The 18,233-nt window shown below is 70.8% G+C and carries 18 protein-coding genes; 14 read left to right on the forward strand and 4 right to left on the reverse strand.

What is annotated here, in order from left to right; genetic code table 11:
* The first annotated feature begins 131 nt into the window (after window positions 1-131).
* The 10 genes from ACIRFL_RS10015 to ACIRFL_RS10060 all read left to right on the forward strand — a co-directional run bounded on the left by ACIRFL_RS10015 (window position 132) and on the right by ACIRFL_RS10060 (window position 8,548).
* Window positions 132-578, forward strand: coding sequence for a hypothetical protein (locus tag ACIRFL_RS10015; RefSeq protein ID WP_404026017.1), 447 nt, complete (start codon window positions 132-134; stop codon window positions 576-578).
* 225 nt (window positions 579-803) lie between these two features.
* The gene (gene atpB, locus ACIRFL_RS10020) at window positions 804-1,625 is read left to right on the forward strand and encodes a F0F1 ATP synthase subunit A (protein WP_404026019.1); all 822 of its coding nucleotides are present in this window, start codon (window positions 804-806) and stop codon (window positions 1,623-1,625) included.
* Between the two features lie 71 nt (window positions 1,626-1,696).
* The gene (atpE, locus tag ACIRFL_RS10025) at window positions 1,697-1,927 is read left to right on the forward strand and encodes an ATP synthase F0 subunit C (protein ID WP_028804225.1); all 231 of its coding nucleotides are present in this window, start codon (window positions 1,697-1,699) and stop codon (window positions 1,925-1,927) included.
* Between the two features lie 45 nt (window positions 1,928-1,972).
* Complete coding sequence (locus tag ACIRFL_RS10030; RefSeq protein ID WP_404026023.1) at window positions 1,973-2,518, forward strand: F0F1 ATP synthase subunit B; 546 nt, start codon at window positions 1,973-1,975, stop codon at window positions 2,516-2,518.
* Window positions 2,515-3,330: a F0F1 ATP synthase subunit delta gene (locus ACIRFL_RS10035; protein WP_404026025.1), complete on the forward strand. Its 816-nt coding sequence runs from the start codon at window positions 2,515-2,517 to the stop codon at window positions 3,328-3,330. Before ACIRFL_RS10030 ends, ACIRFL_RS10035 begins: the two co-directional genes overlap by 4 nt.
* 132 nt (window positions 3,331-3,462) lie before the next feature.
* Window positions 3,463-5,055, forward strand: coding sequence for a F0F1 ATP synthase subunit alpha (atpA, locus tag ACIRFL_RS10040; RefSeq protein WP_404026027.1), 1,593 nt, complete (start codon window positions 3,463-3,465; stop codon window positions 5,053-5,055).
* Window positions 5,056-5,076: 21 nt separating this feature from the next.
* Window positions 5,077-5,991: a F0F1 ATP synthase subunit gamma gene (locus ACIRFL_RS10045; protein ID WP_404026030.1), complete on the forward strand. Its 915-nt coding sequence runs from the start codon at window positions 5,077-5,079 to the stop codon at window positions 5,989-5,991.
* On the forward strand, window positions 5,991-7,427 hold the full coding sequence (gene atpD / locus ACIRFL_RS10050; RefSeq protein WP_404026032.1) for a F0F1 ATP synthase subunit beta: 1,437 nt from the start codon (window positions 5,991-5,993) through the stop codon (window positions 7,425-7,427). Before ACIRFL_RS10045 ends, atpD begins: the two co-directional genes overlap by 1 nt.
* A 140-nt stretch (window positions 7,428-7,567) precedes the next feature.
* Complete coding sequence (locus tag ACIRFL_RS10055; protein WP_351739899.1) at window positions 7,568-7,942, forward strand: F0F1 ATP synthase subunit epsilon; 375 nt, start codon at window positions 7,568-7,570, stop codon at window positions 7,940-7,942.
* Window positions 7,943-8,101: 159 nt separating this feature from the next.
* On the forward strand, window positions 8,102-8,548 hold the full coding sequence (locus ACIRFL_RS10060) for a DUF2550 domain-containing protein (RefSeq protein WP_404026034.1): 447 nt from the start codon (window positions 8,102-8,104) through the stop codon (window positions 8,546-8,548).
* Window positions 8,549-8,646: 98 nt separating this feature from the next.
* On the opposite strand, the gene ACIRFL_RS10065 is transcribed toward ACIRFL_RS10060, so the two are convergent.
* The 3 genes from ACIRFL_RS10065 to ACIRFL_RS10075 form a co-directional block, all read right to left on the reverse strand.
* The gene (locus ACIRFL_RS10065; RefSeq protein WP_404026036.1) at window positions 8,647-10,467 is read right to left on the reverse strand and encodes a glycosyl hydrolase family 18 protein; all 1,821 of its coding nucleotides are present in this window, start codon (window positions 10,465-10,467) and stop codon (window positions 8,647-8,649) included.
* 152 nt (window positions 10,468-10,619) lie between these two features.
* A complete protein-coding gene (locus ACIRFL_RS10070) occupies window positions 10,620-11,261 on the reverse strand; it encodes a response regulator (RefSeq protein WP_404026038.1) in 642 nt (213 codons plus the stop codon).
* The gene (locus ACIRFL_RS10075; protein WP_404026039.1) at window positions 11,258-12,427 is read right to left on the reverse strand and encodes a sensor histidine kinase; all 1,170 of its coding nucleotides are present in this window, start codon (window positions 12,425-12,427) and stop codon (window positions 11,258-11,260) included. Before ACIRFL_RS10075 ends, ACIRFL_RS10070 begins: the two co-directional genes overlap by 4 nt.
* A gap of 152 nt (window positions 12,428-12,579) precedes the next feature.
* On the opposite strand from ACIRFL_RS10075, the gene ACIRFL_RS10080 reads away from it, so the two are divergent.
* Window positions 12,580-13,125, forward strand: coding sequence for a hypothetical protein (locus tag ACIRFL_RS10080; protein ID WP_404026040.1), 546 nt, complete (start codon window positions 12,580-12,582; stop codon window positions 13,123-13,125).
* A 94-nt stretch (window positions 13,126-13,219) separates the two neighbouring features.
* Here ACIRFL_RS10080 and ACIRFL_RS10085 read toward each other — a convergent pair whose 3' ends face one another.
* The gene (locus ACIRFL_RS10085) at window positions 13,220-13,792 is read right to left on the reverse strand and encodes a cob(I)yrinic acid a,c-diamide adenosyltransferase (RefSeq protein WP_404026041.1); all 573 of its coding nucleotides are present in this window, start codon (window positions 13,790-13,792) and stop codon (window positions 13,220-13,222) included.
* A 233-nt stretch (window positions 13,793-14,025) separates the two neighbouring features.
* Here ACIRFL_RS10085 and ACIRFL_RS10090 point away from each other — a divergent pair, with 233 nt between their 5' ends.
* The 3 genes from ACIRFL_RS10090 (at window position 14,026) to ACIRFL_RS10100 (ending at window position 18,219) form a co-directional block, all read left to right on the forward strand.
* Window positions 14,026-14,874 carry a 3-hydroxyacyl-CoA dehydrogenase family protein gene (locus ACIRFL_RS10090; RefSeq protein ID WP_404026043.1) on the forward strand — a complete coding sequence of 283 codons (849 nt, stop codon included), beginning with the start codon at window positions 14,026-14,028 and terminating at the stop codon, window positions 14,872-14,874.
* Window positions 14,875-15,055: 181 nt separating this feature from the next.
* Entirely contained in the window at window positions 15,056-15,379 is a 324-nt protein-coding gene (locus ACIRFL_RS10095) for an STAS domain-containing protein (RefSeq protein ID WP_404026045.1), read from the forward strand.
* 266 nt (window positions 15,380-15,645) lie between these two features.
* A complete protein-coding gene (locus ACIRFL_RS10100; RefSeq protein ID WP_404026048.1) occupies window positions 15,646-18,219 on the forward strand; it encodes an ATP-binding protein in 2,574 nt (857 codons plus the stop codon).
* The last annotated feature ends 14 nt before the right edge of the window (window positions 18,220-18,233 follow it).

Raw genomic sequence — 18,233 nt, forward strand, 5'->3', positions numbered from 1 at the left:
CGAGAACCCCGGACACGGCCGACGGGCCCCAGTGCCACAGTCCAATGGTGTGAGGTCCCGCCCACTCAGCCCGGGGCTACGCTCGTCCATGACGACACCCCTCGCCCCCTGTGAAAAGCGGAGTTGCCGCCATGCCGTCCAATGACGTCCGGACCCTGGCCCAGGCCGCCGTGCCCACGGCTGCCGTCGGCGCGCTCGCCGCCGTCGTCAGCGCGGTGGTCGCGGGCGGCAAGGGAGCCATCGGGGCGGGCGTCGCGACGCTGGTGGTGATCCTGTTCATGGGACTGGGCCTCTACGCCCTGCAGCGCACCGCCGCATCGCTCCCGCACCTGTTCCAGGCCATGGGACTGATGCTCTACGCGGCGCAGATCCTGCTGCTGTTCGTGTTCGTCGCGGCGTTCAAGAACACCACGCTGTTCAACCCCCGGGCCTTCGCGCTCACGCTCGTCCTGGCCACCCTCACCTGGATCGCGGCCCAGACGCGTGCGCACATGAAGTCCAAGATCCTCTACGTCGAACCCGGTTCGGCCGCCCCCGTGAGCGGTGACAGGCCGGAGAAGACCGGGCACTCGTCGTGAGAGGTAGGGCCGGGATAAAGGCGCATGAGAGATGCTGCTATCGTCCGGTGCCAACTGCGGCATCGCGGGCGCGGGCATCCGAGCTGACGCCTGCTCAATCGCGAGGCGAGATGTCCCCCAGCCGCCCCCACATCCGTAACACCAGTCCGGTGCCGAACCGCGGCCGTGCGCCGCGCCGACACAACGAGGTTGCCGTACACATGCGCCACGCAGAAGGAGCCCGCGGTGAGTGCTGACCCGACGCAGGTGCTCGCCTTCGAGACCGACTGCCACATCTTTGACGGCTGTGGCTTCCCCGCTCCGGGCCTGCACTCGTTCCTGTTCGAGCCCCTTTGGGGCGACGCCGACAGCAACCTGTACTTCAACAAGACGATGCTGCTGGCGCTCCTCGGCTCGATCATCATCGTCGGATTCTTCTGGGCCGCCTTCCGCCGGCCGAAGGTCGTGCCCGGCAAGCTCCAGATGGTGGCCGAGTCGGGCTACGACTTCATCCGGCGTGGCGTCGTGTACGAGACGATCGGCAAGAAGGAGGGCGAGAAGTACGTCCCGCTGATCGTCTCGCTGTTCTTCTTCATCTGGATGATGAACCTCTGGTCGATCATCCCGGTCGCCCAGTTCCCGGTGACGGCGATCATCGCCTACCCGGCGGTGCTGGCCCTGATCGTCTACGTCCTGTGGGTCTCGCTGACCTTCAAGCGGCACGGCTTCGTCGGCTTCTTCAAGAACGTCACGGGCTACGACAAGTCGCTGGGCGCGGTGCTGCCGCTCGCCATGACCATCGAGTTCTTCTCGAACCTGCTGGTGCGGCCCTTCACCCACGCGGTCCGGCTCTTCGCGAACATGTTCGCGGGCCACACCCTGCTGCTGCTCTTCACGATCGCCAGCTGGTACCTGCTGAACGGCATCGGCATCGCCTACGCCGGCGTCAGCTTCCTCATGACCATCGTGATGACGGCCTTCGAGCTGTTCATCCAGGCACTGCAGGCGTACGTCTTCGTGCTGCTGACGTGCACCTACATCCAGGGCGCCCTCGCCGAGCACCACTGAGCGCCCGTACCACCCCCTGATCGTCCGGTGGCCAACCCCCACCGGTCCGTAAAGAAGAAGGAAGAACTGGCATGTCCCAGACCCTTGCCGCCGTCTCCGGCTCGCTCGGTTCCATCGGTTACGGCCTGGCCGCCATCGGCCCCGGCGTCGGCGTCGGCATCATCTTCGGCAACGGCACCCAGGCCCTGGCCCGCCAGCCCGAGGCGGCCGGCCTGATCCGCGCCAACCAGATCCTCGGCTTCGCCTTCTGTGAGGCGCTCGCCCTCATCGGCCTGGTCATGCCGTTCGTCTACGGCACCTGATCGGCCGACCGATCAGCGACAGCCCCCTAGACGAAAGGCACTGACATGAGCCCGATGCTCATTCTGGCGGCCGAGGAGATGGAAAACCCCCTCGTCCCGCCGATCCCCGAGCTCGTCATCGGCCTGCTCGCCTTCGTCATCGTCTTCGGCTTCCTCGCCCGGAAACTCCTTCCGAACATCAACAAGGTTCTGGAGCAGCGCCGCGAGGCCATCGAGGGCGGTATCGAGAAGGCCGAGGCCGCGCAGACCGAAGCCCAGAGCGTCCTTGAGCAGTACAAGGCCCAGCTCGCCGAGGCCCGGCACGAGGCCGCGCGGCTGCGCCAGGAGGCGCAGGAGCAGGGTGCCGCGCTCATCGCCGAGATGCGCGCCGAGGGCCAGCGGCAGCGTGAGGAGATCGTCGCCGCCGGTCACACCCAGATCGAGGCCGACCGCAAGGCCGCCTCGGCCGCGCTGCGCCAGGACGTCGGCAAGCTCGCCACCGAACTGGCCGGCAAGCTCGTCGGCGAGTCCCTTGAGGACCACTCCCGGCAGAGCCGCGTCATCGACCGCTTCCTCGACGAGCTCGACCAGAAGGCCGAGGCGGCGCGATGAACGGAGCGAGCCGCGAGGCACTGACAGCCGCACGTGAGCGTCTTGACGCGCTGACGGACGCCACGTCCGTGGACGCGGCGCGGCTCGCCGACGAGCTGGCGGCCGTCACCGCGCTGCTCGACCGCGAGGTGTCGCTGCGTCGGGTCCTCACCGACCCGGCGCAGCCCGGCGAGGCCAAGGCCGAGCTGGTCCGGCGCCTGGTCGGCGGCCAGATCAGCGGCCCTGCCGCGGACCTGGTGTCCGGTATGGTGCGCTCCCGCTGGTCGCAGCCGCGCGACCTGGTGGACGCGCTGGAGGAGCTGGCCGATGTGGCCGACCTCACGGCCGCGCAGCGGGTGGGCCGGCTCGACAGCGTGGAGGACGAGCTGTTCCGGTTCGGCCGGATCATCTCCTCCAGCACCGAGCTGCGTGCCGCGCTCACCAACCGCGGCGCCGGCACCTCGGCCAAGACCGAGCTGCTGCACCGGCTGCTCGGGGGCCGGGCCGACGCGACCACCGAGCGTCTGGTGACGCGCCTTGTGACCGCGCCGCGTGGACGTAGCCTGGAAGCGGGAATCGAATCCCTGTCCAAGCTCGCCGCCGAGCGACGGGACCGCACGGTCGCCGTCGTCACCTCGGCGGTACCGCTGAGCGACACCCAGAAGCGGCGCCTGGGCGCCGCCCTGGCGAAGCTCTACGGCCGCACGATGCACCTCAACCTCGATGTGGATCCGGCGGTCGTCGGCGGTATCCGGGTGCAGGTCGGCGACGAGGTCATCAACGGCTCGATCGCGGACCGGCTGGAGGACGCCGCCCGCCGCATGGCGGGCTAGCAGCAACTCAACAAGCAGTACGTACTGATGGCGGCCCTGGTTGGGCCGTGCAGAGGATTCACCTCCAGATGGGGGGAGTCCCCATCCCCCCAAGTGAAACTTCGGGCCCAACAAGGAGAGCAGGGAACCCAGATGGCGGAGCTCACGATCCGGCCGGAGGAGATCCGGGACGCGCTGGAGAACTTCGTCCAGTCGTACAAGCCGGACGCGGCCTCGCGCGAGGAGGTCGGTACGGTCACCCTTGCCGGCGACGGCATCGCGAAGGTCGAGGGCCTGCCCTCGGCCATGGCCAACGAACTGCTGAAGTTCGAGGACGGCACCCTCGGCCTCGCGCTGAACCTGGAAGAGCGCGAGATCGGTGCCATCGTCCTCGGTGAGTTCAGCGGCATCGAGGAGGGTCAGCCGGTGCAGCGCACCGGTGAGGTCCTTTCCGTCGCGGTCGGCGAGGGCTACCTCGGCCGCGTCGTCGACCCGCTCGGCAACCCGATCGACGGCCTCGGCGAGATCGAGACCGACGGCCGCCGTGCCCTCGAACTGCAGGCCCCCACGGTCATGCAGCGCAAGTCGGTGCACGAGCCGATGGAGACGGGCTACAAGGCCGTCGACGCGATGACCCCGATCGGCCGCGGCCAGCGCCAGCTGATCATCGGTGACCGCCAGACCGGCAAGACCGCCCTGGCCGTCGACACGATCATCAACCAGCGCGACAACTGGCGTACCGGCGACCCGAACAAGCAGGTCCGCTGCATCTACGTCGCCATCGGCCAGAAGGGCTCCACCATCGCGTCGGTCCGCCGCGCGCTGGAGGAGAACGGCGCGCTGGAGTACACGACCATCGTCGCCGCCCCGGCGTCCGACCCGGCCGGCTTCAAGTACCTGGCGCCCTACACCGGCTCGGCCATCGGCCAGCACTGGATGTACCAGGGCAAGCACGTCCTGATCATCTTCGACGACCTCTCGAAGCAGGCCGACGCCTACCGTGCCGTGTCCCTGCTGCTGCGCCGCCCGCCGGGCCGTGAGGCCTACCCGGGTGACGTCTTCTACCTGCACTCCCGGCTGCTGGAGCGCTGCGCCAAGCTCTCCGACGACATGGGCGCCGGCTCGATGACCGGTCTGCCGATCGTCGAGACCAAGGCCAACGACGTGTCGGCGTTCATCCCGACCAACGTCATCTCCATCACCGACGGCCAGTGCTTCCTGGAGTCCGACCTGTTCAACGCCGGTCAGCGCCCGGCCCTGAACGTCGGTATCTCGGTGTCCCGCGTCGGTGGCTCCGCCCAGCACAAGGCGATGAAGCAGGTCTCCGGCCGGCTCCGCGTGGACCTCGCCCAGTTCCGTGAGCTGGAGGCGTTCGCCGCGTTCGGTTCCGACCTGGACGCCGCGTCCAAGGCCCAGCTGGAGCGCGGTCAGCGCATGGTCGAGCTGCTGAAGCAGGACCAGTACCAGCCGATGGCCACCGAGGACCAGGTCGTCTCCGTCTGGGCCGGCACCACCGGCCGGATGGACGAGGTGCCGGTCGCCGACATCCGCCGCTTCGAGAAGGAGCTGCTTGAGTACCTGCACCGCAAGGAGCAGGGCCTCATGACCTCCATCAAGGAGGGCGGCAAGATGTCCGACGACACGCTGACGGCCGTTGCCGACGCGATCGCGGACTTCAAGAAGCAGTTCGAGACCTCCGACGGCAAGCTGCTCGGCGAGGACGCTCCGGCCGCTGCCGCCAAGTGACGTAAGGAAGGGACCTGACTCATGGGAGCCCAGCTCCGGGTCTACAAGCGTCGCATCCGATCCGTCACCGCGACCAAGAAGATCACCAAGGCGATGGAGATGATCGCCGCCTCGCGCGTCGTCAAGGCGCAGCGCAAGGTGGTGGCCTCCACGCCGTACGCGCAGGAACTGACCCGCGCGGTCACGGCGGTCGGCACCGGTTCGAACACCAAGCACCCGCTCACCACGGAGGCGGAGAACCCGACCCGTGCCGCGGTCCTGCTGCTGACGAGCGACCGCGGTCTGGCCGGCGCCTTCAACTCCAACGCCATCAAGGCGGCGGAGCAGCTGACCGAGCGCCTGGAGCGCGAGGGCAAGCAGGTCGACACGTACATCGTCGGCCGTCGTGGGCTGGCCCACTACCACTTCCGTGAGCGCAAGGTCGCGGAGTCGTGGACCGGTTTCACCGACGAGCCGACGTACGCGGACGCCAAGAAGGTCGCGGCGCCCCTGATCGCGGCCATCGAGCAGGACACGGCGGACGGCGGTGTGGATGAACTCCACATGGTCTTCACCGAGTTCGTGTCGATGATGACGCAGACGGCGCTGGACGCCCGGCTGCTGCCGCTGCGCCTCGACGAGGTGGCGGAGCAGCGGCCCAGCGGCGAGATCCTTCCGCTGTACGACTTCGAGCCCTCGGCGGAGGACGTCCTCGACGCCCTGCTGCCGCGCTACGTGGAGAGCCGTATCTACAACGCGCTGCTCCAGTCGGCCGCTTCGAAGCACGCCGCCACGCGGCGCGCGATGAAGTCGGCCACCGACAACGCGGGCGAGCTGATCAACACGCTCTCCCGGCTTGCCAACGCGGCCCGCCAGGCCGAAATCACCCAGGAAATCAGCGAGATCGTCGGTGGCGCGAGCGCCCTGGCCGACGCGACCGCGGGGAGTGACCGCTAATGACCACCACTGTTGAGACCGCGACGGCTACGGGCCGCGTCGCCCGGGTCATCGGCCCGGTCGTCGACGTGGAGTTCCCCGTCGACGCGATGCCGGACATCTACAACGCCCTGCACGTGGACGTCGCCGACCCGGCGAACGAGGGCGAGAGGAAGACGCTGACCCTGGAGGTCGCCCAGCACCTGGGTGACGGCCTGGTCCGTACCATCTCCATGCAGCCCACCGACGGTCTGGTCCGCCAGGCCCCGGTGACGGACACCGGCTCCGCCATCTCCGTCCCCGTCGGCGACTTCACCAAGGGCAAGGTGTTCAACACCCTCGGTGAGGTGCTGAACGTCGACGAGACCTACGACGGCGAGCGCTGGCCGATCCACCGCAAGGCCCCGAACTTCGACGAGCTCGAGTCGAAGACCGAGATGTTCGAGACGGGCGTCAAGGTCATCGACCTGCTCACCCCGTACGTCAAGGGCGGCAAGATCGGCCTGTTCGGCGGCGCCGGCGTAGGCAAGACGGTGCTCATCCAGGAGATGATCTACCGTGTCGCCAACAACCACGACGGTGTCTCCGTGTTCGCCGGTGTCGGTGAGCGCACCCGTGAGGGCAACGACCTCATCGAGGAGATGACCGACTCGGGCGTCATCGACAAGACCGCCCTGGTCTTCGGTCAGATGGACGAGCCCCCGGGCACCCGTCTGCGCGTCGCGCTGGCCGGCCTCACCATGGCCGAGTACTTCCGTGACGTCCAGAAGCAGGACGTGCTGTTCTTCATCGACAACATCTTCCGCTTCACGCAGGCCGGTTCCGAGGTCTCCACGCTGCTCGGCCGCATGCCGTCCGCGGTGGGCTATCAGCCGAACCTGGCCGACGAGATGGGTCTCCTTCAGGAGCGCATCACCTCGACCCGCGGTCACTCGATCACCTCGATGCAGGCGATCTACGTCCCCGCCGACGACCTGACCGACCCGGCCCCGGCCACCACCTTCGCCCACCTCGACGCGACGACGGTGCTCTCCCGTCCGATCTCCGAGAAGGGCATCTACCCGGCCGTGGACCCGCTGGACTCCACGTCCCGGATCCTGGACCCGCGCTACATCTCGCCGGACCACTACGGCGCCGCGATGCGCGTCAAGACGATCCTGCAGAAGTACAAGGACCTCCAGGACATCATCGCGATCCTCGGCATCGACGAGCTGGGCGAGGAGGACAAGCTGGTCGTCCACCGGGCCCGCCGGGTGGAGCGCTTCCTGTCCCAGAACACCCACGTCGCCAAGCAGTTCACCGGCGTGGACGGCTCGGACGTGCCGCTCGACGAGTCGATCGCCGCGTTCAACGCGATCTGCGACGGTGAGTACGACCACTTCCCCGAGCAGGCGTTCTTCATGTGCGGTGGCCTGGAGGACCTGAAGGCCAACGCCAAGGAGCTGGGCGTCTCCTGAGCCCCGTGCTCGTCCGAGAGGGGCGCGGATCCAACCCTTGCGGGGGTGGGGTCCAGCCCCTCTCTCCGCGCCCATGAGAGCCCATTAGAATTGACCCCACACCCGGCACCCTGGCCGGGTGGTGACCCGAGGAGCCCCCCTTGGCTGCTGAGCTGCACGTCGAGCTGGTCGCCGCCGACCGTAAGGTCTGGTCCGGTGAGGCCACCCTGGTCGTCGCGCGCACCACGTCCGGCGACATCGGCGTCATGCCCGGTCACCAGCCGCTGCTCGGTGTGCTGGAGTCGGGCCCGGTGACCATCCGTACGAGTGATGGTGGAACGGTCGTCGCCGCGGTGCACGGCGGTTTCATCTCGTTCGCGGACGACAAGCTGTCGCTGCTGGCCGAGATCGCCGAACTGTCGGACGAGATCGATGTCCAGCGCGTGGAGCGGGAGTTGGAGCGCGCCAAGGCGGAAGGCGATGCCGTCGCCGAGCGGCGTGCGGACGTCCGCCTGCGTGCGGCGACGACGCGCTGACCGAGGACGCCTCCCAGTCCTCTAGGCTCTGGGGGAGCGTCGTGCGATGACGTCACTCAGCCGCGGTGGGTACCGGAGCAATCCGGTACCCACCGCGGCTGAGGCAGATGTGGGTGATTTTTCCGTTCCGTTACCTAGGAGACGAGGAGGTCGGTGCCGATGGTCCTCGCTCTGACTGTGTGCGGAGTCGTGGTAGCGCTCGTGGTGGTGGGGCTGTTCCTGTTCGGACTGCGACGCCGGCTCATCCAGCGCTCCGGGGGGACGTTCGACTGTTCGCTGCGCTGGGACGTGCCGGAGAAACCCGACACCAGCGGCAAGGGATGGAGCTACGGCGTCGCCCGCTACAACGGCGACCGCATCGAGTGGTACCGCGTCTTCTCCTACGCCTACCGCCCGCGGCGGGTCCTGGAGCGTTCCGCGATCGAGGTGGCCGGCCGCCGGGTCCCGGAGGGCGAGGAGGAGCTGGCCCTGCTCTCCGACGCGGTGATCCTGGCCTGTGCCCATCGTGGCACCCGCCTCGAACTCGCCATGAGCGACGACGCGCTGACCGGTTTCCTCGCGTGGCTTGAGGCTGCCCCGCCCGGCCAACGGGTGAATGTGGCCTGAGCCGCATTCACCCGTTGGGTGGGGTCCCGGACGAGGTCCCGGTGAGCGTCAATGCCGCTCACCGCGCGTTGTTCCGGCGAACCTTCTTGCGGGCGGCCTTACGACAGGCCGCTGTTGATGGCGCTCACCAGCTCACCGTTGCCGGTGTCACCGCTGAACTCCCACATGAACGTGCCGCCGAGACCCTGTGTCTTGACCCACGCCATCTTCGTGGCGATGGTCGCCGGGGTGTCGTACGACCACCAGTTGTTGCCGCACTTCGCGTACGCCGTGCCCGCGACGGTGCCGGTGGCCGGGCAGGACGTCTTGAGCACCTTGTAGTCCTCGATGCCCTGTTCATAGGTGCCGGCCGCCGGTCCGGTGGCCGTGCCGCCGGGGGCGTCCTGGGTGACCCCGGTCCAGCCGCGTCCGTAGAAGCCGATGCCGAGGAGCAGCTTCTTCGCGGGTACGCCCTGCGCCTTGTACTTGGCCATCGCGTCGGCGGCGGTGAAGCCGGCGGTCGGGATGCCGCTGTAGGAGGTGAGCGGGGAGTGTGGGGCCGTCGGGCCCTGCGCCGCCCAGGCGCCGAAGAAGTCGTACGTCATCACGTTGTACCAGTCGACGTACTGCGCGGCGCCCGCGTAGTCGGTGGCGTCGATCTTGCCGCCGGAGGAGCCGTCGGCCGTGGTGGCCGCGGTGACCAGGTTCTTGGCGCCGAACTTGGCCCGCACCGCCGACATCAGGTTCTTGAAGGCGTCACGCCCGCTGCTGTCGCAGCTCAGGCCGCAGGCGTTCGGGTACTCCCAGTCGATGTCGATGCCGTCGAAGACGTCGGCCCAGCGCGGGTCCTCGACCAGGTCGTAGCAGGACTGCGCGAAGGCCGCCGGGTTCCTGGCCGCCTCGGTGAAGCCGCCGGACCAGGTCCAGCCGCCGAAGGACCACAGCACCTTGAGGTTCGGGTACTTGGCCTTCAGCTGCCGCAGCTGGTTGAAGTTGCCGCGCAGCGGCTGGTCCCAGGTGTCGGCGACGCCGCTGACCGACTGGTCGGCGGTGAAGGCCTTCTCGTAGTCGGCGAAGGAGTCGCCGATCGCGCACTTGCCGCCGGTGACGTTGCCGAAGGCGTAGTTGATGTGCGTGATCTTGGCCGCGGAGCCGGACGTCACCAGGTTCTTGACCTGGTAGTTGCGGCCGTAGATGCCCCACTCGGTGAAGTAGCCGAGCTTGACCTTGTCGCCGGTGGGCGGGGGAGTGGTGCCGCCGGTGGTGTGCACGGCGACCGCGCCGCTGGCCGGGCCGGTCTGGTCGGCGGTGTCACGGGCCCGGACGGTGTAGGAGTAGTCGGTGCCCGCGGTCAGGCCGGTGTCCGTGTACGAGGTGGTCGTCACGGTGGCGACCTTGGCGCCGCCGCGCAGGACGTCGTAGTTCTTGATGCCCTTGTCGTCGGTGGCCGCCGACCAGGACAGCTTCACCGAGGTGTCGGTGATGCCGGAGGCCGTCGGGGTGCCCGGTGCGGACGGCGGGTTGTCGCCGGGTACCGTGGTGCCGTCACAACTGCCGCCGTTCAGCTTGCAGTTGGCGGGGGAGCCGGAGCCCGCGCCGTTGAAGCCGAAGGAGACCGAGGCGCCCGGGGCGAGGGTGCCGTTGTAGGACTTGTTCTTGGCGGTCCAGTGGGTGCCGGACGATGTGACGTCCGCGTCCCAGGCGGAGGTGACGGACGTACCGGAGGGGAAGTCCCACTCGACGGTCCAGGAGTTGATGGTCGTGGTACCGGTGTTCTTGACGGTCCACTTGCCCTCGAAACCGGTTCCCCAGTCCTGGGTCTTGGCGTAGGTGGCCGTGGCGGTGTCGGCCGCCTGGGCGGGACCGGCGAGGCCGACCAGTCCGGCGAGGGGGAGCAACAGGGTCGCGAACCCTGCCGCGGCTCTGTGTCTGAAGCGCATCGCGCGCCTCCTCTTCTGTTGTCGGCCACCAGGGCGCCAGAACCGGTGACCGGGGTGTCGGGGTGTGACTGAGCCTTCACGCCCACAGTGCCGCGAGAATAGAAAGGTCTGGACCACGGGTCAATAGGTCTGGACCACTACGGGTGCGTCGGTCAGATCCCCAACTCCTGCGCCAGCACCGCGGCCTGCACCCTGCTGCGCAGCTCCAGCTTGGCCAGCAGACGGCTGACGTGGGTCTTCACGGTCGCCTCGGCCATGGCCAGCCGCTCCGCGATCGCCGCGTTGGACAGCCCCTCGCCCAGGCACGACAGGACCTCACGTTCCCGCCGCGTCAGCGCCTCGAGCACCGCCGGATCGGCCGTCGAACCGCGCACCGGCCCGGCGGCGAACTCGGCGATCAGCCGCCGGGTGACCGCAGGAGCGACGATCCCCTCCCCGCGCGCCACCGTGCGCACCGCCGTCAGCAGATCCCTCGCCTCGGTGTTCTTCAGCAGGAACCCGGCGGCCCCGGCCCGCAGCGCCCCGAACACATACTCGTCGAGGTCGAACGTGGTCAGCACCAGCACATCGGCCAGCCGCTCCCCGACGACCTCGCGGGTCGCCGATACCCCGTCCTTGCGGGGCATCTGAACGTCCATCAGTACCAGGTCCGGCCGCAGCTCCCGGGCCAGCTCCACCGCCCGCTCGCCGTCCGCCGCCTCGCCCACCACCTCGATGTCGGGCGCGCTGCGCAGGATGAGCACCAGCCCGGCGCGGACGGCGGACTGGTCCTCGGCGACCAGAACACGGATCATTCGGGGTCTCCTTCGGTCACGGGAAGGGTGGCGCGCACGGTCCACACGGCGCCCTCGGGGCCGGCCTCGAAGCCGCCGCCCAGCAGCACGGCCCGTTCCCGCATCCCGATCAGGCCGGCGCCGGAGCCGGGCGCCCGCGGGCCCTGCGGACGGCCGTACGGGCTGCTCACCCGCACGTCCAGGACGCCGCCCTGCTGGACGAGGCGGACGGTGACCCGGCCGGGACCCGCGTGCTTGAGCGCGTTGGTCAGGGACTCCTGCACGATCCGGTAGGCGGCCAGCTCCACGGGGGCCGGGACCCGGCCGTGGCCGCTGTCGAGCGTGACGTCGAGGCCGTTGGCGCGGGCCCCGTCGACCAGGGTGCCCAGGCCGTCCAGTGTGGGGGTGGCGAACGGCTCGCCGTCGTCGTGGTCCCGCAGGATCCGGATCAGCCGGCGCATCTCGGCCAGCCCCTCGACGCTGTTCTCCCGGATCACCCCCAGCGCCTCCCGGGAGGTGCCGGGATCGTCGATCGACAGCGCGGCGGTGGAGTGGATGGCGATGGCGGACAGATGGTTGGCCACCAGGTCGTGCAACTCGCGTGCCATCCGCGCCCGTTCCGCGGTGACGGCCTGGGCGCGGTCCATCTCGGCGAGCAGCGCGGTCTGTTCCGCGCGCAGCCGCGCCGCCTCGGCCGCGTCCCGGTGGTTGCGCACCACCCAGCCGGTCGCGGCCGGCGCGAAGGCGACGACGCCCACGCCGACTCCGATGAGCATCCCCTGCGGATCGCGCCAGAGCGCCGCCGGCACCACCCCGCCGAGCACCGTGAGCAGCCCGGTGATCCAGGGGATGCGGCGGGCGGCGGCGGGCGTGCCGTACAGGACCGCCGCGTACACCAGGTCCGTGTAGAGCACGATCGTGGCGATGCTGCCCCGGGTCAGCAGGTCCGCGACCACCGCGGCCGTGCCGATCAGCAGGCCCAGGCTGGGCCGGGTGCGGCGCAGCGGCTCGCAGGCCGCCGTCACGGCCAGCGGCACCAGGGGCGCCCAGTACCCGGGCCACACCACCAGGTCGTCCGAGACGGTCCTGGGGAAGATGCCGACCGCCCACAGCAGCAGCCCGCCCAGCCAACCGCCCACCGCGATGCGCAGGTCGTCGCGGTGCGGCAGGGGCGGGGTCGGGGCCATGGCTCCATCCAACACGGCCCGCGGGCGGCCCGCCTGCCTCCGGGGGAGGGTCCGTGACTGCATCTTTCGATGTACCGCGAGTTCGTCGCCGGCGACGAGGAAACGGGCGGTCCCGGAGGAGAGCCTGGAGGGGTGAGCGAGGGGAGCGAACCATGATCGTCGGGTTGATCATCGCCTGTGAGGTGGCGTTCTGGGTGCTGCTGGCGGCCGGGCTGGCCTTCCGGTACCTGCTGCGGATGCCGCGCACCGGCCTGGCACTGCTGCTGTGCGAGCCGCTGCTGGAGGTCGTGCTGTTCACCGTCACGGCGATCGACCTCAAGAACGGGGCGGAACCGGACTGGCGGCACGGTCTCGCGGCCGTCTACATCGGCTTCACGGTGGGCCTCGGGCACGCCACGATCAAGTGGGCCGACGCCCGGGTCGCCCATCGCTTCGCGGGCGGGCCGCCGCCGGTGAAGCCGCCCAGGTACGGCATGGCCCGCGCCGTCCACGAGTGGCGGACCGCGGGCCGCTGGATCCTCGCCTCCGCGGTCGCCATCGCGCTGTTGCAGGCCGCGATCTGGTACGTCGGCTCCGACGGCGGGACGGGATCACTGCGGGACTGGCAGCTGAGGATGGTGTGGCTGATCGGCATCAACGTGGTGATCGCCGCCAGCTACACCCTGTTCCCCAAGCGGGCACCCGCCGAGCCGCGCTGAATCAGCGCCCCGAAGGGGCGCGGGGAACTGCGCGACCAGCCACAACGGCGCCGCAGACGACCGACGGCGTATCGCGGCATGCCCAGCGGAGCGCTCAGCGTTCCCCGCCCGGCACCCACAGCACGTCGCCGGTCTCCTGGTTCGCCGTGCGGGCCAGGATGAACAGCAGGTCGGACAGCCGGTTGAGATAGGTCGCGGTGAGCGGGTTCATGGTGTCGCCGTGCACCTCAAGGGCCGCCCAGGTCGAGCGTTCCGCGCGGCGGACGACCGTGCAGGCGTGGTGGAGCAGGGCGGCGCCGGGGGTGCCGCCCGGCAGGATGAAGGAGCGCAGTTTCGTCAGCCGCTCGTTGAAGCGGTCGCAGTCGGCCTCCAGCCGGTCGACGTAGAACTGCTCGATCCGCAGCGGCGGGAACTCGGGGTTCTCCACCACCGGGGTCGACAGGTCGGCGCCCACGTCGAACAGGTCGTTCTGCACCCGGGTCAGGACCTCGACGACCTCAGCGTCGAGACCGCCCAGCGCGATCGCCGTGCCCAGCACCGCGTTCGCCTCGTTGGCGTCGGCGTACGCGGCGATCCTCAGGTCGGTCTTGGCGACCCGGCTCATGTCACCGAGGTTCGTGGTGCCCTGGTCGCCGGTCCTGGTGTAGATGCGCGTCAGATTGACCATGTGGCCAATCTAGACGCTGCCTCCCCGCGTGCCGAGGGCGTGGCCGGCGCGCGGCGGCCGGCCCCGGGCCCGCCGGCATCGCTCCGGCACGGAGGTGCGGGAGGCGCGGGGAGCCGGAATCGTCCCGTTCCGGACTGTGAGGAGGATCGCCGATCACCGGCCGCACAGCCCCGTACGGGCACTGCTAGGGTCCGCCGAAGAGGCAATCCGAACAGTGCGTAAGGGGAGTCGGAGTGGCACGGAAGCTCGCCGTCATCGGGGCCGGTCTCATGGGGTCCGGCATCGCCCAGGTCTCCGCGCAGGCGGGCTGGGACGTGGTCCTGCGCGACGTCACCGACGAGGCGGTGCGGCGTGGCACCGACGCGATCAGGGCCTCGTACGACAAGTTCGTGGGCAAGGGCAGGATGGAGGCGCACGACGCCGACGCCGCACTCGCCCGCATCACCGCCACCACCGATCTGGACGCCGCGGCCGACGCCGACGTCGTCGTCGAGGCCGTCTTCGAGAAGCTGGATGTCAAGCACGAGATCTTCCGTGCGCTCGACAAACTGGTGCGCCCGGAGACCGTGCTCGCCTCCAACACCTCCGCCATCCCCATCACCAAGATCGCGGCGGTGACCGAGCGCCCGGAACGGGTCGTCGGCGTGCACTTCTTCTCGCCGGTGCCGATGATGCAGCTGGTCGAACTCGTCCGCGGCTACAAGACCAGCGACGAAACCCTCGCCACCGCACGGGAGTTCGCCGAGTCCGTGGGCAAGACCTGCATCGTCGTCAACCGGGACGTGGCCGGCTTTGTCACCACCCGGCTGATCTCGGCGCTCGTCGTCGAGGCGACCAAGCTCTACGAGTCGGGCGTCGCCACCGCCGAAGACATCGACCTGGCCTGCAAACTGGGCTTCGGGCACGCCATGGGCCCGCTCGCCACGGCGGACCTCACCGGCGTCGACATCCTGCTGCACGCCACCAGCAACATCTACACCGAGTCGCAGGACGAGAAGTTCGCGCCGCCGGAGCTGATGCGCCGGATGGTTGACGCCGGTGACATCGGACGCAAGAGCGGGCAGGGCTTCTACACCTACTGACCTTCCGGCCGACCTCGGATCGGGCAGCCCCGCCGAGACCGCACCGACCCCCGAGGTATCACCCTCAGGGGTGAATTCGGTCTCGGTTCGCTGACAGACGGCAACCTGGTCGCCGCTGAAGCAGTCAGACGGTGCACAGCACCGTCACGGAGTACGCCGCCGCACTCACGGGGAGCGCATTATGCACATCAGGGGCGACCACGCCGAGCTGGTCGTCGGGGGCCGCCTCGACGTCCGCAGCGCGGCGGACGCCCGTACGGTCCTGCACTCGGCCGTCGACGACGGCGTCGGCGACCTGGTCCTCGACCTGTCCGAACTCGACTCCTGGGACGCCACCGGGCTCGGCGTGATCATGGGGGTGCACCGGCGGGCCGGCCGCTGCGGTCGCCGCCTGGTGCTGCGCGGCGTACCGCCCCAGATGCAGCGGCTGCTCGTCGCCACCCGGCTGCACCGGATCCTGGCCATCGAGGGCGGCCTCGGCGTCGAGTCCCCGCCCCGGGTGTGACACCGCGACGGGGCATGCACCGGGCGGGGGGAAAGACCCGGGCGCAGCCCCTGGAACCGCACGTCGTGCGCAATCCTCACTGGACCGTGACGTCTCGGGCCCACCGGTACCCCGGCCTGTCGTAGATACTGTGCCAAGGTTTAAGGTTCGGTCGCCCGCTGCCATACGACCCTCAAGCGGGCCCGGACCAGAGGCGACAGCGCGGTGTGCAGCAGGCCGGCAGGGGCCGGACAGGGGCACACGACGCTTTTGGGGGGCTTGAACCCATGGACCCGATCAACCCGGGACCCGAGGACCACGGCCACGAAGGCACCGGCCACCCGCCGCGCCCGCGTCCGCCCCGGGAATCCCTCACACCGGACTTCGGCCAGAGCACACCCGCACTCGCCCGCACGGTGCGGCTCGTCTGCGGTGACCTGATGCTCACGGTCAATCCCGTCGACGGCAGCGAGATAGAGCCCTGCCCGCCCGGGGAGCGGCCCGGCCGGCCCGTGAAGTTCACCGCGGCCGAGCGCGCCGAGTCCGAGCGCGCCGCACGGCCGCCCGTGCCGCCGGGACCCGCCGGGCCCGCGCTGCCGCTGCTGGAACGGCAGGACGAGCGCGACCGCCTGGTGCGGCTGCTCGCCCGCGGCCGCTCCGTACGCCTCACCGGGCCCTCCGGGTCCGGCCGCACCGCTCTGCTCGATCTCGTCGCCGAGGACTGCGCGGACCTCGCCCCCGACGGCGTGGTCCGGCTGAGCGGCTTCCACCGCACGGCGGGCGAGGTGCTGCACGACCTCTTCCACGCCGTGTACGACGCGCCCGGGTACCGGCCCGAGCGGGACGAACTGCTCGGCCTGGTCGCCGAGATCGGCGCCGTCGTCGTCCTCGACGACATCGAGTTCGGCGGTGCCGCCCTCGACGAGCTGATCGGCGCCACCCCCGAGTGCGCGTTCCTGATCGGCGCCACCCCCGAGGTGCCCGCACCGTCCGCCGACTCCACCGTCGAGGAGGTCTTCCTCGGCGGCCTCGACCGGGCCGGCGGCGTCCAGTTGCTGGAGCGCGCCGCGGGCCGGGTCCTCACCGAGGAGGAGGCCAACTGGGCGGGCGACCTCTGGTTCGAGTCCGAAGGGCTGCCCCTGCGCTTCGTCCAGGCCGGCGCCCTGCTGCGCCAGCGCGACCGGCTGCGGGCCAGCGCGGGCGCCGTGGACGAGTTCGGGGTCTTCGAGGACGTACGGCCCGCCTCCTCGCTGCCGGCGTCCGCCGAACCGGGCGGCGGCCCCGCGTCCTTCGACGCGGACGCCGAGGACGGCGAGGAAGTGCCCCTGCCGTCGCTCGGCGAGGCGGCGGCGCCCGCGCCGCTGCTCGCCTCCCGGCTGAGCGCATCGGCACGCGCCACCCTGAGGCTCGCCGTCGCCCTCGGCGGCGAGGTGCCGCACCAGGCGCATCTGCCCGCCCTGGTCGGCGACACCCACGCGGACGCCGCGCTCGGCGAACTCGCGACCTGCGGACTGGTCTCCCCGGTCGGCTCCCGCTACCGCCTCGCGGCGGGCGTACAGACCCAGTTGGAGGCCGCCGGGTACGCCGACGACCTGGCCGCCGAGGCCCTGACGGCCGCCCGGCACTACACGTGGTGGGCCGGTCACCCCTCCGTCACGCCCGAGCGGGTGTGCGCCGAGGCCGACGCCGTGCTCGCCGCGCTGGCCGTTCTCGTGCCGCGGACCCCGCCGGGCGCCGAGGACGAGGAGAGCCCGGCCGTCGGGCTCGCCCGCACGGCCGCGCCCGCCTTCGCCTCGGGGCTGCACTGGGGCGCCTGGGAACGGGCGCTGCGATCCGGTGCCGAGGCCGCCAGGATCGCCGGGGACGTGGCCGAACAGGCGTACTTCCACCATGAGTTGGGGGTCCTCGCGCTGTGCGGCGGTCAACTGGACCGGGCCCGCGCCGAACTGGAGGCGTCCATCGGTCTGCACGGCGCCCTCGCCGACAAGCGGGGCGCCGTGGCCGGCCGGCGCGCCCTCGCCCTGGTCGCCGACCGCGCCGGCGATGCGCCCGGGGGCGGTGCCGGCACGGGCGAGGAAGCATCTGCCGCCCGGCGTGAGGAGCCCGCCCCGCCGCCCGGCGCGGGCGTCCCCGCCGGCTTCGCCGCCGCTCTCCCACCGACCGGCGACACGGTCGTCACCCGCCGGATCGCTGCCCCGGGCCCGGCGTCCGCGCCGGGGCCGCGGGGCGGGCTGCGCCGGCTGGCCCGGCGCAACCTGGTGGCCGCCGGTTCCGGCGCGCTGCTCGCGGCCGTGCTCGGCACGGTGGTGACGCTCGGCATGACGTCCCACGACAGCGCCGACGACCCGTCAGGCAAGGCCGACGTCAACCCGTCGGCCGGGCAGGGCGCCGACGACGGCGCTCCGGGCGCGGACACGCCCAAGAGCGACACCGGCGACATCGGCGACACCGGCACGGCGACCAGCAGGCCCACCGACCCGGGCCCCGACGGCACGTTCGGCACCTCCGACGACCCGACACCGCCCTCGTCCGCGGCCACGACCGGGCCGTCGGACGACCCGACCGGGACGCGGCCGCCGGGCGATGACGGCTCGTCGGGTTCCCCGTCCAAGCCGCCCGCCGGTGAGCCGTCGACATCGAAACCGCCGACGTCCAGGCCGCCGACGTCCACACCGCCCACGACTCCGTCGGCCTCGCAGCCGCCGCCCTCCGAGTCGCCGACCTCGCAGCCGCCGGAGTCCTCGCCGTCCACGTCCGACTCGGCCAGCGGCCCCGCCTCCAGCGCGCCGGCCTCGGCGAGCAGTTCGGCGAGCGCACCGGACGGCACGGGCTCGCCGGGCGGCCCGGAGTCCGTCATCTGACGCGCCGCGGGCCG

This window comes from Streptomyces sp. NPDC102462 (assembly GCF_044765425.1).
In the GTDB taxonomy this organism is placed as follows: domain Bacteria; phylum Actinomycetota; class Actinomycetes; order Streptomycetales; family Streptomycetaceae; genus Streptomyces.

What these genes read in the sequence shown, in the direction of transcription:
- ACIRFL_RS10065 (WP_404026036.1), bottom strand. Translation starts at nt 10,467, where the DNA reads ATGCGCTTCAGACACAGAGCCGCGGCAGGGTTCGCGACCCTGTTGCTC.
- ACIRFL_RS10015 (WP_404026017.1), top strand. Translation starts at nt 132, where the DNA reads ATGCCGTCCAATGACGTCCGGACCCTGGCCCAGGCCGCCGTGCCCACG.
- atpA (WP_404026027.1), top strand. Translation starts at nt 3,463, where the DNA reads ATGGCGGAGCTCACGATCCGGCCGGAGGAGATCCGGGACGCGCTGGAG.
- ACIRFL_RS10085 (WP_404026041.1), bottom strand. Translation starts at nt 13,792, where the DNA reads ATGGTCAATCTGACGCGCATCTACACCAGGACCGGCGACCAGGGCACC.
- ACIRFL_RS10045 (WP_404026030.1), top strand. Translation starts at nt 5,077, where the DNA reads ATGGGAGCCCAGCTCCGGGTCTACAAGCGTCGCATCCGATCCGTCACC.
- ACIRFL_RS10060 (WP_404026034.1), top strand. Translation starts at nt 8,102, where the DNA reads ATGGTCCTCGCTCTGACTGTGTGCGGAGTCGTGGTAGCGCTCGTGGTG.
- ACIRFL_RS10095 (WP_404026045.1), top strand. Translation starts at nt 15,056, where the DNA reads ATGCACATCAGGGGCGACCACGCCGAGCTGGTCGTCGGGGGCCGCCTC.
- atpD (WP_404026032.1), top strand. Translation starts at nt 5,991, where the DNA reads ATGACCACCACTGTTGAGACCGCGACGGCTACGGGCCGCGTCGCCCGG.
- ACIRFL_RS10035 (WP_404026025.1), top strand. Translation starts at nt 2,515, where the DNA reads ATGAACGGAGCGAGCCGCGAGGCACTGACAGCCGCACGTGAGCGTCTT.
- ACIRFL_RS10070 (WP_404026038.1), bottom strand. Translation starts at nt 11,261, where the DNA reads ATGATCCGTGTTCTGGTCGCCGAGGACCAGTCCGCCGTCCGCGCCGGG.
- atpE (WP_028804225.1), top strand. Translation starts at nt 1,697, where the DNA reads ATGTCCCAGACCCTTGCCGCCGTCTCCGGCTCGCTCGGTTCCATCGGT.
- ACIRFL_RS10030 (WP_404026023.1), top strand. Translation starts at nt 1,973, where the DNA reads ATGAGCCCGATGCTCATTCTGGCGGCCGAGGAGATGGAAAACCCCCTC.
- ACIRFL_RS10100 (WP_404026048.1), top strand. Translation starts at nt 15,646, where the DNA reads ATGGACCCGATCAACCCGGGACCCGAGGACCACGGCCACGAAGGCACC.
- ACIRFL_RS10075 (WP_404026039.1), bottom strand. Translation starts at nt 12,427, where the DNA reads ATGGCCCCGACCCCGCCCCTGCCGCACCGCGACGACCTGCGCATCGCG.
- ACIRFL_RS10080 (WP_404026040.1), top strand. Translation starts at nt 12,580, where the DNA reads ATGATCGTCGGGTTGATCATCGCCTGTGAGGTGGCGTTCTGGGTGCTG.